General features: G+C 57.8%; 18 protein-coding genes. 6 read left to right on the top strand and 12 right to left on the bottom strand.

The window, feature by feature from the left end; genetic code table 11:
- The first annotated feature begins 69 nt into the window (after positions 1-69).
- Positions 70-840: an FCD domain-containing protein gene (locus tag AC2FLA_RS15390; RefSeq protein ID WP_496723318.1), complete on the top strand. Its 771-nt coding sequence runs from the start codon at positions 70-72 to the stop codon at positions 838-840.
- Between the two features lie 3 nt (positions 841-843).
- On the opposite strand, the gene AC2FLA_RS15395 is transcribed toward AC2FLA_RS15390, so the two are convergent.
- The 7 genes from AC2FLA_RS15395 to AC2FLA_RS15425 all read right to left on the bottom strand — a co-directional run bounded on the left by AC2FLA_RS15395 (position 844) and on the right by AC2FLA_RS15425 (position 5,329).
- Positions 844-1,626 carry a class I SAM-dependent methyltransferase gene (locus tag AC2FLA_RS15395; protein WP_496723320.1) on the bottom strand — a complete coding sequence of 261 codons (783 nt, stop codon included), beginning with the start codon at positions 1,624-1,626 and terminating at the stop codon, positions 844-846.
- Positions 1,627-1,629: 3 nt separating this feature from the next.
- Positions 1,630-2,496 (bottom strand): hypothetical protein, encoded by an 867-nt coding sequence (locus AC2FLA_RS15400; protein ID WP_496723322.1) that lies wholly within the window; start codon positions 2,494-2,496, stop codon positions 1,630-1,632.
- Positions 2,497-2,758: 262 nt separating this feature from the next.
- Positions 2,759-3,319: a F0F1 ATP synthase subunit B gene (locus AC2FLA_RS15405; RefSeq protein ID WP_496723324.1), complete on the bottom strand. Its 561-nt coding sequence runs from the start codon at positions 3,317-3,319 to the stop codon at positions 2,759-2,761.
- Positions 3,320-3,324: 5 nt separating this feature from the next.
- Positions 3,325-3,876, bottom strand: a complete 552-nt coding sequence (locus AC2FLA_RS15410) for a F0F1 ATP synthase subunit B' (protein WP_058278974.1) — start codon at positions 3,874-3,876, stop codon at positions 3,325-3,327.
- 86 nt (positions 3,877-3,962) lie between these two features.
- Positions 3,963-4,187 carry a F0F1 ATP synthase subunit C gene (locus AC2FLA_RS15415; RefSeq protein WP_005981269.1) on the bottom strand — a complete coding sequence of 75 codons (225 nt, stop codon included), beginning with the start codon at positions 4,185-4,187 and terminating at the stop codon, positions 3,963-3,965.
- Positions 4,188-4,235: 48 nt separating this feature from the next.
- Complete coding sequence (locus AC2FLA_RS15420) at positions 4,236-4,994, bottom strand: F0F1 ATP synthase subunit A (RefSeq protein ID WP_058278975.1); 759 nt, start codon at positions 4,992-4,994, stop codon at positions 4,236-4,238.
- 2 nt (positions 4,995-4,996) lie between these two features.
- A complete protein-coding gene (locus AC2FLA_RS15425; protein ID WP_058273313.1) occupies positions 4,997-5,329 on the bottom strand; it encodes an AtpZ/AtpI family protein in 333 nt (110 codons plus the stop codon).
- A 231-nt stretch (positions 5,330-5,560) separates the two neighbouring features.
- Between AC2FLA_RS15425 and AC2FLA_RS15430 the strand changes: the two genes are divergently transcribed.
- Positions 5,561-5,896 (top strand): ArsR/SmtB family transcription factor, encoded by a 336-nt coding sequence (locus AC2FLA_RS15430; RefSeq protein ID WP_058273314.1) that lies wholly within the window; start codon positions 5,561-5,563, stop codon positions 5,894-5,896.
- Between the two features lie 2 nt (positions 5,897-5,898).
- Here the strand turns inward: AC2FLA_RS15430 and AC2FLA_RS15435 are convergent, their stop codons facing one another.
- The 4 genes from AC2FLA_RS15435 to AC2FLA_RS15450 form a co-directional block, all read right to left on the bottom strand.
- A complete protein-coding gene (locus AC2FLA_RS15435) occupies positions 5,899-6,312 on the bottom strand; it encodes a universal stress protein (protein ID WP_058273315.1) in 414 nt (137 codons plus the stop codon).
- A 106-nt stretch (positions 6,313-6,418) separates the two neighbouring features.
- A complete protein-coding gene (locus AC2FLA_RS15440) occupies positions 6,419-6,697 on the bottom strand; it encodes a hypothetical protein (protein ID WP_496723326.1) in 279 nt (92 codons plus the stop codon).
- Positions 6,698-6,759: 62 nt separating this feature from the next.
- Positions 6,760-7,674, bottom strand: a complete 915-nt coding sequence (locus AC2FLA_RS15445) for a DMT family transporter (RefSeq protein ID WP_496723328.1) — start codon at positions 7,672-7,674, stop codon at positions 6,760-6,762.
- A complete protein-coding gene (locus AC2FLA_RS15450) occupies positions 7,671-8,549 on the bottom strand; it encodes a LysR family transcriptional regulator (protein WP_496723330.1) in 879 nt (292 codons plus the stop codon). Before AC2FLA_RS15450 ends, AC2FLA_RS15445 begins: the two co-directional genes overlap by 4 nt.
- 118 nt (positions 8,550-8,667) lie before the next feature.
- Here AC2FLA_RS15450 and AC2FLA_RS15455 point away from each other — a divergent pair, with 118 nt between their 5' ends.
- Both AC2FLA_RS15455 and AC2FLA_RS15460 read left to right on the top strand, forming a co-directional pair.
- Positions 8,668-9,249 (top strand): FMN-dependent NADH-azoreductase, encoded by a 582-nt coding sequence (locus AC2FLA_RS15455; protein ID WP_058279048.1) that lies wholly within the window; start codon positions 8,668-8,670, stop codon positions 9,247-9,249.
- Between the two features lie 71 nt (positions 9,250-9,320).
- Positions 9,321-10,061 (top strand): aspartate/glutamate racemase family protein, encoded by a 741-nt coding sequence (locus tag AC2FLA_RS15460; RefSeq protein ID WP_496723332.1) that lies wholly within the window; start codon positions 9,321-9,323, stop codon positions 10,059-10,061.
- On the opposite strand, the gene AC2FLA_RS15465 is transcribed toward AC2FLA_RS15460, so the two are convergent.
- Positions 10,062-10,592: a prolyl-tRNA synthetase associated domain-containing protein gene (locus AC2FLA_RS15465; RefSeq protein ID WP_496723334.1), complete on the bottom strand. Its 531-nt coding sequence runs from the start codon at positions 10,590-10,592 to the stop codon at positions 10,062-10,064.
- 88 nt (positions 10,593-10,680) lie between these two features.
- Between AC2FLA_RS15465 and AC2FLA_RS15470 the strand changes: the two genes are divergently transcribed.
- Both AC2FLA_RS15470 and ffh read left to right on the top strand, forming a co-directional pair.
- Positions 10,681-11,199, top strand: a complete 519-nt coding sequence (locus tag AC2FLA_RS15470; RefSeq protein WP_496723336.1) for a hypothetical protein — start codon at positions 10,681-10,683, stop codon at positions 11,197-11,199.
- A 161-nt stretch (positions 11,200-11,360) separates the two neighbouring features.
- Complete coding sequence (gene ffh, locus AC2FLA_RS15475; RefSeq protein WP_058273321.1) at positions 11,361-12,866, top strand: signal recognition particle protein; 1,506 nt, start codon at positions 11,361-11,363, stop codon at positions 12,864-12,866.
- The last annotated feature ends 39 nt before the right edge of the window (positions 12,867-12,905 follow it).

Raw genomic sequence — 12,905 nt, forward strand, 5'->3', positions numbered from 1 at the left:
CCCCGCATTCTTGAACCTCGCCGCCATCCGTGGTCATATCATTTGACCAATTTCCGGAATGACGCCCGCATGCCTTTTCAAAAAGTTCAGACCGAAAAGCTTTCAATCGCGGTAGTTCGCCAGATTGAACTGCTGATACTGCGCGGCATTCTGCGCCCCGGCGAACGTCTGCCCGCCGAACGCGAATTGGCCGAGCGGCTGGGCGTATCCCGGCCGTCCCTGCGCGACGCGATCGCAGACCTGCAAAGCCAAGGGTTGCTGACAGCAAAAGCAGGATCCGGGATCTATGTGGCCGAGGTTCTGGGCTCAGCCTTCTCCCCGGCGCTGATCCGGCTGTTCGGCAGCCATGACGAGGCGGTGTTCGATTACCTCTCATTCCGGCGCGACATGGAAGGGTTGGCCGCCGAGCGCGCGGCCCGGTTGGGGTCGGACAGCGACCTGAAGGTGGTACAGACGATTTTTGCAAAGATGGAAGCCGCCCATACCAGCAATGCGACCGAAGATGAGGCGCAGCTGGACGCGCAATTCCACATGGCTATCATCGAGGCCAGCCATAATGTGGTCATGTTGCATATGATGCGGTCAATGTTCGATCTGTTGCGGCAGGGCGTGTTCTATAACCGCCAGATGATGTTCCACCAGCAAACGACGCGCGAAGCAATTCTGGACCAGCACCGCGCCATCAACACGGCGCTTCAGGCACGCGACCCGGCTGCGGCCAGACACGCGGTTCAAGAACATCTAAGCTTTGTTGAACGCTGCATGGCCGATCAGCAAAAAGCAGAAAGAAACGAAGAAATCGCTCAGCAACGCCTTCAGCACGAGGCAGGCACACTGTGATCGTCAACGTTTGAGTTGCATCGACTTTACGCGTTGCTTCATGTCTTCATAGTCCTGTTGCGTCAGGCTGGCACGGCGGAACGCTTTTAGAATTCTCCATTGCTGCCACCGGCTGGGCCACGTGAGGCTGTCCAGCGCGGTGAAGGCATAAAGGTCTCCACGGAGGTGGACTTTCCGCATCTCCAACTGCTCAGCCATATAATCCAGGCTTTGCTCAGAGAAAAAGCTGATGTGCTGGCCCGTCTCAAAAGCCCAGTACCACCAGTCGCGCGGCGGTAGATCCTTTGGATCGAAGCAAGTCGCCGAAAAAAAGAGCGTTTCGAAACCAAATTTCGTGCGCGCCTCTTTAATATGCGAAAGCGGGTCCGGCAAATGTTCAAGAACTTCAAAGGCCGTCGCAACTGCATATGTTCCATCATCCGCCTCGAACCCACGCGCCAACAGGTTTTCTGCATAGGGGTCCGACCAGTGAAAATTCAGTCCAATGTCCCTTAGGCCGCGAACAAACAGCCCATAGCCTCCGCCAATGTCGATCCCACGGGCATCTGCAAGACCATTCGCACGCATGGCTGTTGAAACACGGCGCAGGTTCGACAGGTTTCGGGCGACGATCCCTGTATCCGTCAACGCGATGGCATCGCTATACGCTTCTTCCAGCCATGTCGGGTTTTCTACCCAGATATAACCGCAGCTTTCATCCAGAAAGTACTTTGCCGGGTGTCGCCCGATCACTTCGCTTTCAAAAAGCAGCACTCCAAGTTGCCCGGTGATTGGAGAATAGGGCATTGATCACGTTGCTCCGCTCGAAAGGACTTGTAGGTTCGGTGGAAATGGTGCGCCGCTGCCTTCACCAAGATGCTCTTGCGGCGCGATAGTCATCAACGCCGGGTCGATATAGAGCCTGGCACCTCGTGTACGCATTTCCTGATGAAACAGGACATGTTCACAGACCAGCCGGTTCTCTTCATCTCGGCATTTATATCTCAGGCCCTGCAACGCCTGAGTTTTGTAAAGGCCTGCGCCTGCAAAAGCGCTGTCGACAGGTAGTAGCCGGCAATCTGCAGGAATATGAAACTGCCGGTCATAGATCATTGTCTTCAAAAGGTTTCGGCGCCATTTTCGTTTTCCGAACAGTGGTTTACGCGCGATGTGTATCTGTTGCCAGACATCCTGTTCGCACCACCCCCGGCAGCGCAAGGCATATAAGTCGTAGTAGGCAGGCCTTGAGTTTGCAAAAACCGCTTCCCACTGAATATCCGAACGCTTGGCCGCTGCTAAAACAGCTTCGGGATTCAGACAGATGTTCGGCCCGTCTAAATCCAGCATCAGAGTCAGGTGGTTGTCACGACCATTCTTTTCGAGAGTTTCAAGTATAGAATTTCGAGCAGCGGTGATACGCTCGACACGTTCAGTAATGCCCGAGATCACACCATCCAGCCGAATGATCTGAACCTCGGCATTCCGGTTCGCGTATTCAGACAGTATCTGATCGGTGTCATCTGTATTGTCATTGGTGGCAATGATGACCGAGTATTGCCCCACCCGTTTCGACAGGTCTTCGATCCGGTGGATCGTTTCTTTCAGAGCCGAACCCCCGTTGCGCACCGCGCCGACAATGTTCATGGAAACTGTGTTGTCTGTGGCGGGCACGGTCACTCTTTTCCTGTTTCCGGATTTCAGCTTTCTACTTCATCCGACCTTGTTCTGTGCAATCCCAGAGCCTCCGGAAAGGAAGGTGGACGCACTATGGCTCTGTCATAAAACGCCCAAACAACGCCTTCACATCCGTCAAATCACAATTCGGATCCGCTGCACAAGTGACTAGATTAGGATCGCGCGTCGTCCCTGTAGAAAACAAATGACCCGAAAGCATGCGGCTTCCGGGTCACTTCTGTTTCTTGTCTGCAATCTGTCGGTGTCAGTGCAGTTTGTCACCAACATCCGCAATCGCTGCGTCGATCAGTTTGTTCGCCTGTGCGGCCGTCATCTGCTTGGCCAGAACCGCGTTGGCAGCCGATACCGCAACGGTGATGGCCTGATCGCGGACTTCCTTGACAGCTGACGCCTCAGCCGAAGCGATCTGGTCCTGAGCTGCAGCCAGACGGCGGGCGATGGAATTCTCCAAATCGACCTTTGCCTGTTCTGCCGCCAAGATAGAATCTTCTTTGGCTGCGGCCACGATGGCATCCGCTTGGGTCTGCACTTCACGCTGCTTGCGCTCGTACGAGGCCAACAGGCTGCGTGCCTCTTCATGCAGGGCACGGGCTTCGTCCAGTTCGGACTTGATGCCGTCGGCACGATTGTCCAGCGCGCCACCAATCATGCCCGGAACCTTGAAATAGAACAGGACCGCGATGAAAACGATGAAGCCCAGAAGGACCACAAAGTCGGTGTTGCCAAGCGAGAAGAACGGGCCGCTTGCAGCCAGCGCGGGGCTGGCGGCGCCGACGGTCAGGATAAGGGCAAGAGTATTCCGCATGTCACTTATCCTTTCGTCTGCGCGTCAATTGCACTGTCGATGGCTTTGGCATCTGCCTCGCCGCCCAGTGCTGTGACCAGTTCAGCTGCCGTATCCTTGGCAACCACTTGAATGCTTTCCAGCGCGCCGGCACGGATATCGGCAATTGCCTTTTCCGATTCAGCCGCCTTTGCAGCGATTTCCAAGTCAGCCTTGGCAATCGCGTCATCCAGACCAGACTGGATTTCAGCGCGGGCTTCCGCTGCGATACGCTGTGCCTCAGAACGGGCATCGGCCAGCGCCTTGTTATAGGCCTCTTCAGCCTCGACCGCTTTGGCCTTCAGATCTTCGGCCGCAGCCAGGTCATTTGTAATGGTCCCCTGACGTTCCGCCAGGATTGCCGCGATGCGGGGCAAGGCCACGCGAGACAGGACCAGAAAGATGACGACCAGCGTGATGACCAGCCAGAAAATCTGGTTGGGAAACCAATCGAAGCAGAGCTGCGGCATACCGATGGCCGAGCCGTAGGCGTCGACGCAGGTGCCAGCTACTTCTTTGGCAAGGGGTTCAGTCGCCATGATGTCCTCCGTCGGAACGTTGTCTTTACAACAGGTGGGCCGCTATGGCTTGGACCCACCTGCGCGTAAGGATCAGGTTCCGCAGATTAGACGGCGAACATCAGCAGCAGCGAGACCAGGAATGCGAAGATCCCCAGGGCTTCTGCGAATGCGATACCGATGAACAGGGTTGCGGTCTGCGAAGCAGCCGCCGAAGGGTTGCGCAGGGCGCCGGCCAGGAAGTTGCCTGCTACGTTGCCCACCCCGATTGCGGCTGCGCCGGAACCGATTGCTGCCAGGCCTGCGCCGATGTGTGCGAGATCGCCTTCCATGATGTTTCTCCTTACGAATTGGAAGTTTCGATGTTTGGGTATCGGACCTTAGTGCGAAGGATGCAGCGCATCTTTCAGGTAAACACAGGTCAGAATGGTGAATACGTAGGCCTGAATGAAGGACACGAGGACCTCGAGGCCGTACATTGCGGTGATCGCCAGAACGGACACCGGTGAGATCACGGCAATCGCGGCAAAGCCTGCGAAAACCTTGATAACCGCGTGGCCTGCCATGACGTTACCGGCAAGACGAATGGAGTGGCTGACCGGACGCACGAAGTACGAGATCAGCTCGATGATCGCCAGGACAGGGCGCAGTGCCAGCGGTGCGCTGGACACCCAGAACAGACCCAGGAAGCTTGCGCCGTTCTTGACGAAACCCAGAACGGTTACGGTCAGGAACACAGCCAGCGCCAGCGGGATGGTCACGGCGAAATGCGACGTGGTGGTGAAAGACATGGGCAACATGCCCAGGAAGTTCGCGCAGACGATGAACATGAACAGGGTCATGACATAGGGGAAGTACTTCACGCCTTCCTTGCCGCAAATGTCTTCCAGCATCTTGTAGATGAAGCCATAGGCCAACTCAGCAACAGACTGCATCCGGGTCGGAACAATGGCGCGTTTCGAGGTGCTGAGAACCAGCAGGGCAAAGATCGCCGCAATAGCCAGAAACAACCACAGAGTCACGTTGGTCGGCGTGTACCACGCAATCGCACCGTCACCGAAAAGCGGTTTGACGATGAACTGATCCATCGGATGGAAAACCAGGCTGCTGCCTTCTGCTGCGGTGGTCTCAGTTGCCACGTTCAGTCCCTCTCGTCCTTATCGGCCGCCTCAGCAGCCGCTTGTTTCTCCTGAACCTCTTTCGCGCTGCGGAGCATAACCTTCACGCCCGCGACAAGGCCCAGCAATGTGAACAGCACCAGAAAGATCGGGATTGTCCCGAGCAGGCTGTCCAGCCCGTATCCGATGCCAAATCCGATCCCAAGACCGGAAACCATTTCGATGACCATCCTCCAGGCAAGCTCGCCCCCGGACACGTCAGCATCCGCACGAGGTTTTGGCGCTTTGGCCTTTTTCGCCGCTGTGATCTTGGCCTCCAGCTGCGCCATACGCTGCTTTTGGTCATCATCGGTCACGGGCAATTCCCTCGCACAGTCTTGGGTAGGGTGCTAAGGGGCGCAAGGCACAGAGTCAACGGTGTTAAATGTCCGACTTGCCGCAGGTTAAGTAATTGGTTTTATGCAATTTATTCATGCAATTGAGGCACCATTAAAATGTCCCGATCCATCGGCGCGCGTAAAAACCACTCATTTCGTATATTCAACCAAATGGTTGACCAAAACCGGGCGCTGTGATTGAGCGATGGCATGTCCAATGACCTCGATACCGTTTTCGCGGCCCTCGCCGACCCGACCCGCCGCGCCATCCTTGCGATGCTGCTTGAGGATGACATGGCCGTCACCGACGTCGCCGACCCGTTCGAGATGTCGCTGGCCGCGATCTCGAAACATCTGATCATCCTGACCAAGGCCGGGTTGATCAGCCAGGAAAAGCGCGGGCGGGTGAAGTGGTGTAAGCTGGAACCGGATGCGCTGCGCGCGGCATCCGTCTGGATGCAGGGGTTCGGTCAGTTCGAACCGGTCAATCTGGATGCGTTTGAACGATTTTTGGAAGTCGAACTGCCCGCAACAGACGATCCCTAGACCTATCTGACGACAAACACCGATACTTTGGCGTGCTTGGCCAGATATCCGGCATGGCTGGAAAAGATGTGGTCCGTAATGCGCGGTGCGTGCGTCCCAACGACGATTAGGTCGGCCCCAATCTCTTCAGCGGCGCGGGTCAAATCACCGTCGACCTCTGCAGCTACATCTACCGAGTGGATGTTGCGCGCTGAAACCTCGGAGCCACTCTGCTCGGTAAGTTGATCCACAATAGCTTGCAGCTCGGTGCTGATCTCCGCATCTGAATGCGTGACGTCGCCTGGCTGGGTTCCGGTCACGCTCACGATCGTGATCCGGGCGTTTTGCCATCGCGCCATTTGTGCCGCGACATCCAGAGCTTTGCGAATTTCCGGCGGCAGGTGAATATCAACCGGGATCATAATGTGACTAAACATGGCATCTTCCTCCTCCCGCCGATGTTAACGGGCTCAGGAAAAGAGCACATTGATCTGCCTCATGTAGATGACCGCGACCATTTCCGTCGGTTTGGCCCGTTCCCAGCTAGCCTTCCTGACTATACTCGACACCGATGATCACTCCCGTTGCATCCGCAAGACACAACCACGGTGCCTGAGCGCCAGTGACCTCAATTGTCGTGATTGTTCCAGTCGGCACGGACTCGGTCGAAACCGCGTTGACGTCAGCGGCTTGAACACCCGTCTCAGCCGATACGAGTGCCTCACAACTGCCTTGAAGGTCGGTCTCTGACGACCCCTGTCCCCCTCCTTGCGTACAGGCAGACAAGATCGCACCGACGACAAATAGAACAGCTTGCTTCATCATTCCCTCCGGGATGGTTCATCAGACCCGAGGGTCGTTAGATTACTGCCAAATGGCAAGGGTCATTCCGAGACCGGCGCAGTGTCTTTCGCAGATTGCTCTTCGCTTTTGAGCAGCAGAACCAGCGCGATCGCGGTTAAAACGACACCGACCAGCACCATGACGGTTGGCGCAGGTCGCCCAAGCGCGATCTCCCACAGGATCACCCAACTGGGGATCAGATATGTGTAGGCCATGACCTTGGCCGACGGCAGGCGCAGCGCTGCAAACTGGACCAGAACGAAACTGGAGGCCGTTGCGAAGACAGAAAGATACAGCAGGCTGACCCAGACGATCAGCGGCAGGTTCGCCCAATCGGTTGCACGGATGTCTGACCAGCCGACCACCGTCAGGATCACGCAGCCAGCAACCAGTGTTCCAAATGTAAAGACCACTGCGGGCTCGCCCCGGTTCAGTTTGCGCACCATCGGCGTGTAGATTGCATGCGCCATGCAGCCCCAGAAAAAGATGATCTCTCCGCCACCGATCTCGAAGGCACGAAAGGACTGCCAATCGGCGCGAAAGATGACCCACAAAGCCCCGGTAGCCCCCACCGTCAGGGCAAAAGCCATACGCGGAGTGGTGATCTGGCGCAGCAGAACCCATCCGGCGACCGCAGACATGACCGGCGTCAGGGTGAATACCGCGGATGTGCTGACCGGATCTGCGGTTTTCAGGCCGTAAAACATCAGAACAAAGTAAGTGGCGAACAGCCCGCCCAAAACGGCGTATCGCCACGGCGCTTGCGCAGCGCTGCGCGGCAACCCGGTGGTGGCCAGCGCCGCAATGCCAATGATGACAGCCGCAATCAGAAACCGTCCGGCTGTAATCGCCAGCGGTGCAATCTGATTGGCCACGATGGACCCCAGCGAGAAGCTGCCTGCCACCAAAACCGAGAACGTGATCATGGCCAAATGACCACGTGACTGCGGTGTCACGAAAGCCAGCCTTTGGACTGCTCCTTGAGGAAGGACAGGAACGCCTGCACCTTGGTCGTGCGGTGCAGGTCAACATGTGTCACCAGCCACAGCTTGCCGGACCATTCCGGCAGCGGTTCCATCACTTCGACCAGTTCCGGATCGCGGGTTGCTTCCCACCGGGCCATGAAGCCAATCCCGGCGCCGGCCAGAACCGCCTCGCGCATGCAGAAGTTGTTGGTACAGCGGAATGCGATTGCCTCGGCAGGAACGTTTTCGCGCAGCCATCTGGAAAACGGTGCGCGGCTGTTCTCATCATCCGTGCCGACAAACAGGTGGTTAGCGAATTCGTCCAGGGTTGCTGGTCGACCGCGGCGCGCAATGTAAGACTTGCTGGCAAACAGCCCGATTTCTTGCGGGATAAACGGCTGCACCACATTGTCAGGCTGATCCGGGGCAGCGCCCGCTCGGATAGCGACATGCGCTTCGCCGTATTCCAAACGGAACAGGCGGTCCCCGGTGAGGTAACGCACGATCAGGCCCGGATGCATTGATTGGAACTCGGACAGGGCGGGAACGACCAAGGGCGCCAGCGAGGCCAGAGATGTTACAACCAATTCGCCCGACACATCATCGCCGCGCCCCTTCATTCGGCCCACCAACTGATTGAACTGATCTTCGGTGGCCTGAGCCACGCGCAGAAGGTCCTCTCCGGCATCGGTTGGGGTATAGCCACGCGCGTGGCGCTGAAAAAGTTTGACGCCCAGCCGCGCCTCGATCGCGTCGATATGGCGGATCACGGTGGCATGGTGCACGCCCAAGATTTCGGCCGCGCCGCTGACAGTGCCCATCCGAGCGACCTGATAGGCGGTTTTGACTTCGTCCCAATTATCCATGCTCAAGCCCACTGTGCAAATTCCAACAATACCTGTTGGTATATCCGCGTTTCGTTCGCTGACGCAACACTCATATTGGAACCGGAAACAGTTACCCCGCCAAAAAGGAAACCCTGACATGACCAAGACCATCCTGCATATCGACGCCTCGGCCCGCCGTACCGGATCCGCCACCCGCGACCTTTCCGGCCAGATTATCGGGCATCTTGGCGCCGGGCGCATCATCCGCCGCGATCTTGCCAGCCCCCTGCCCCTGCTTACCGAAGACTGGATCAACGCCAACTTCACCCCCGCCGATCAGCGTGACGAGGTTCAACGCGATCTGCTGGCCCTGTCCGACGAGTTGGTAAGCGAGCTGCAAAACGCCGACACCATTGTTATCGGGCTGCCGATCTACAATTTCTCGGTGCCTGCGGCCTTCAAGGCCTGGATTGATCTTGTCGCCCGCGTGGGTCTGACCTTTGCCTATTCGGAAACCGGCCCCAAAGGCCTGCTGGAAGGTAAGCGCGCCGTGCTGGCAATCGCGTCCGGCGGCACCGAGGTAGGGTCCGAGATCGACTTTGCCACCAACTATGCCAAGCACGTTCTAGGATTCATCGGTATCCACGACGTCGACGTGATTGCGGCTGACAAGATGGCGCTGGATGCGGACGCCGCGTTGGCGAACGCCCAAAAAGCGGTAACTCAACTCGCCGCCTGACCCACCTCTGGCCTTTGTCTTGTGAAACGTCCAGTCTGCCTTAAGCGAGATTTGCAGACTGGGCGTTCATCATGAAGAAAATCGGCATTCTGGGCGGTGTGGGCTGGGCCTCGACCGTGGATTACTACCGAGCGATCGCAGAAGGGGCCAGCAGGCACTTTGCCAATCGCGGCCACGGCTCGCCCTTGCCGATCCCGCCTATGACAATCGAATCCGTTACGCAGGCCAAAACCCGCGCCCTGCGGGGAACCGCCGGGGACGAGGCCAGTTGGTCCGGGTTCGACGCGGTGTTTCGCGAGGCATTGCTGAAGCTTGAAAACGCGGGCTGCGACTTTGGCATCATCGCCTCGAACACTCCGCACGCGCGACTGCATGCGATCCGGCAAGGTATCACCATGCCCATTCTCAGCATTTTCGATGCAACCGCTGAGGCCACAGCATCTGCCAGGGCGTCCACAGCCCTGGTTCTGGGAACGACAGTGACCATGCAGGCCAGCAATTATTCAGACCGATTGGCCGCCGAAGGGATCATTGCAAATGATCGCCTGCCCGAAACGGAAATTGCCGAGATGCAGGCGATGATCGACAGTGACTTCTACGGCGGCGCATCAGCCACGGCGCGCGCTCGTTTACTAACTTTCTGCGACAAGCACGCAAAACCTGGAACTGCGATCTTGCTGGCGTGCACCGAACTGCCGCTGGCCTTTCCCGACCACCTGGATGACCCTGTTTTTGAAGCTGACGGCCACCTGTTCGTCAATCCGTCCGCCGCCCATGTCGCCGCAGCCCTCGAAGAGGCGCTGAACGACTAATCACGGCAGCCAGGTGACTGCGCATCCGACCTGATCGAAGAATGCCATCAGGTCATCGCGCGTCATGGCGACGGTCCGATCATTTACCAGAGGATGCATATAGATGATGTCCGTCGTTTGCGCGGTGGCGTCCATGAAGAACCGCACATCCTTTTGCACACCGTTGATCATGGCCAGCGGACTGACCGCGCCGGGACGGATACCGAGGCTCTGAAACAACCGCTCCGCTGATCCAAAGGACAGATTACCGATCCCCAGCTCTGTGCCCAGCGCCTTGAGGTCAATCTCGCGGCTTTGTTCGAGCGTCACCAGATAGTTCCGCTTTTTCTTGTCGCGCAGGTACAGGTTCTTGAGGCGCAGGGAGTTTTCGCCCGGTACCAGGAATTGCTCTTCAACGCCTTTGGCATCCTCAACCGTGCGCAGGGGGATATGCGTGTGCAGACGATAGCTCAGCCCCCAGTCATCCAACCGCTGCAACAGCGCGTCTGAACTGATCGGCAACGTGTCTTGAAAAGCGGATGACGCGTCCATGGGAACCTCCTGTTGGATGCGCTCATCGCGCAACACGAGGATGAATTCAAGCCACGACAGTGCCAAAATTGAGTGTTAGCGTGCCGCCATGAAAGTGACGCGCAACACCCCGAACCAACTGATCCTGACCAACACGCCATGGTTCATCGGCATTACGCTGGTACTCTTTATCCTCTGTTTTGTTGGGGCTGGTTTATTCATGGTCAGCGACGGTGGCGAGGGCATATTGTTCGGCATCTTCTTTGCGCTGTTCGGTGGCGGGTTGGGCTTTGGCGCATTCTGCGTCTTTGTGCGCCGCGTACAGGTCATATTGGACCGCAACAGCAATAGTATCTTGATCCGTCGCCAATCGATCTTTGGATATGACGCAGTAGAACATGAGTTGTCGAACCTGTCCCATGCCGAGGTGGAAACCACCACCTCGACCCGCGACAGGACCACGTCCAAGATGCATCGCCCCGTTCTGATTCTTAAAAAAGGCATGAGCGCTGGTCGTCACCCGATCGTCGAAGCCTATGTCAGCGGGCGCGGCGCACAGCGGATGGTTGATGCGGTCAACAGCTGGCTACCCGCGCGAGAGGTTGACTCGGACAGCCAATCGGCCTAAATCGCCGTCAAACATCCGGAAGCGTCTGATCTTCCGGTCCCTTGAGTCGTTCAGGGATCGCCCCCCACCAGCGTGTCACGCCCGTGGGGGCAATTGTGCATTTAACCGGCGCTTCCTATCTAGGGCACGCCACGAGATAACCGGCATAGGAGGCCGAAGGCATGTTTGAAAATCTATCCGAACGCCTCTCTGGCGTCTTTGACCGGCTGACCAAACAGGGTGCCCTGTCCGAAGAGGACGTCAAAACTGCCCTGCGCGAAGTGCGCGTGGCCTTACTTGAGGCTGACGTCTCGCTGCCGGTTGCACGTGAATTCGTCAAGAAAGTGCAGGATCAAGCCACCGGTCAGGCGGTGACCAAATCAATCACCCCCGGACAGCAGGTCGTCAAGATCGTGCATGACGCGATGGTGGACACCCTGCGCGGCGAGGAAGACCCCGGCGCTCTGAAAATCGATAACCCGCCTGCTCCGATCCTGATGGTCGGCCTGCAGGGTTCAGGTAAAACGACCACGACCGGTAAGCTGGCCAAACGCCTGAAAGAGAAAGAGGGCAAGAAGGTCCTTATGGCCTCGCTCGACGTCTATCGCCCGGCGGCGATGGATCAGCTGGCCGTTCTGGGCACGCAGGTCGGCGTCGATACCCTGCCGATCGTTCCCGGCCAAAAACCCGTCGATATCGCCAAACGTGCCAAGCAACAGGCGACGCTGGGTGGCTATGACGTCTATATGCTGGATACTGCCGGCCGTTTGCACATCGACGAAGTGCTGATGAACGAGGTCGAGCAGGTGCGCAACGCGGTCGACCCGCGCGAGACCCTGCTGGTGGTCGATGGCCTGACAGGTCAGGTCGCCGTTGAGGTCGCCGAGGAGTTCGACGCCAAGGTTGGCATCTCGGGCGTGGTCCTGACCCGAATGGATGGTGACGGGCGCGGTGGTGCGGCGCTGTCTATGCGTGCGGTCACCGGAAAGCCGATCCGTTTTGTCGGTTTGGGCGAGAAAATGGACGCGCTCGAAACCTTTGAGCCGGACCGGATCGCCGGTCGTATTCTGGGCATGGGCGACATCGTTGCCCTGGTCGAAAAAGCCCAGGAAACGATGGAGATGGAACAGACCGAGCGCATGATGAAGCGCATGGTCAAAGGTCAGTTCAACATGAACGACCTGAAGATGCAGCTGGAGCAGATGATCCAGATGGGCGGCATGCAGGGCATGATGGGCATGATGCCCGGCATGGGCAAGATGGCCAAGCAGGTCGAAGAGGCAGGCATGGACGACAAGGTGCTCAAGCGCCAGATCGCCCTGATCCAGTCCATGACCAAACGCGAACGTGCCAACCCGCAATTGCTGCAGGCCAGCCGCAAGAAACGCATTGCGGCAGGTTCCGGGATGGAGGTCAGCGACCTCAACAAGCTGCTCAAGATGCACCGGCAGATGTCGGACATGATGAAGAAGATGGGCAAAATGGGCAAAGGCAAGATGCTGAAACAGGCCATGAAAGGCATGTTCGGTAAAGGCGGCCCCTCGCCCGAAGACATGGCCGCAGGCATGGACCCCAAAGCGCTGGAACAGGCGGCCAAAGCGATGGGCGGCAAGATGCCCGGTATGCCTGGAATGGGTGGCGGCATGGCCCTGCCCCCGGGTCTGAGCGGTTTCGGTAAGAAAAAGTGACACCAGCACGCTGCACCCAGCCCCCGTCCGGAAAGGCGG

This window comes from Ruegeria sp. CDSA033 (assembly GCF_059612305.1).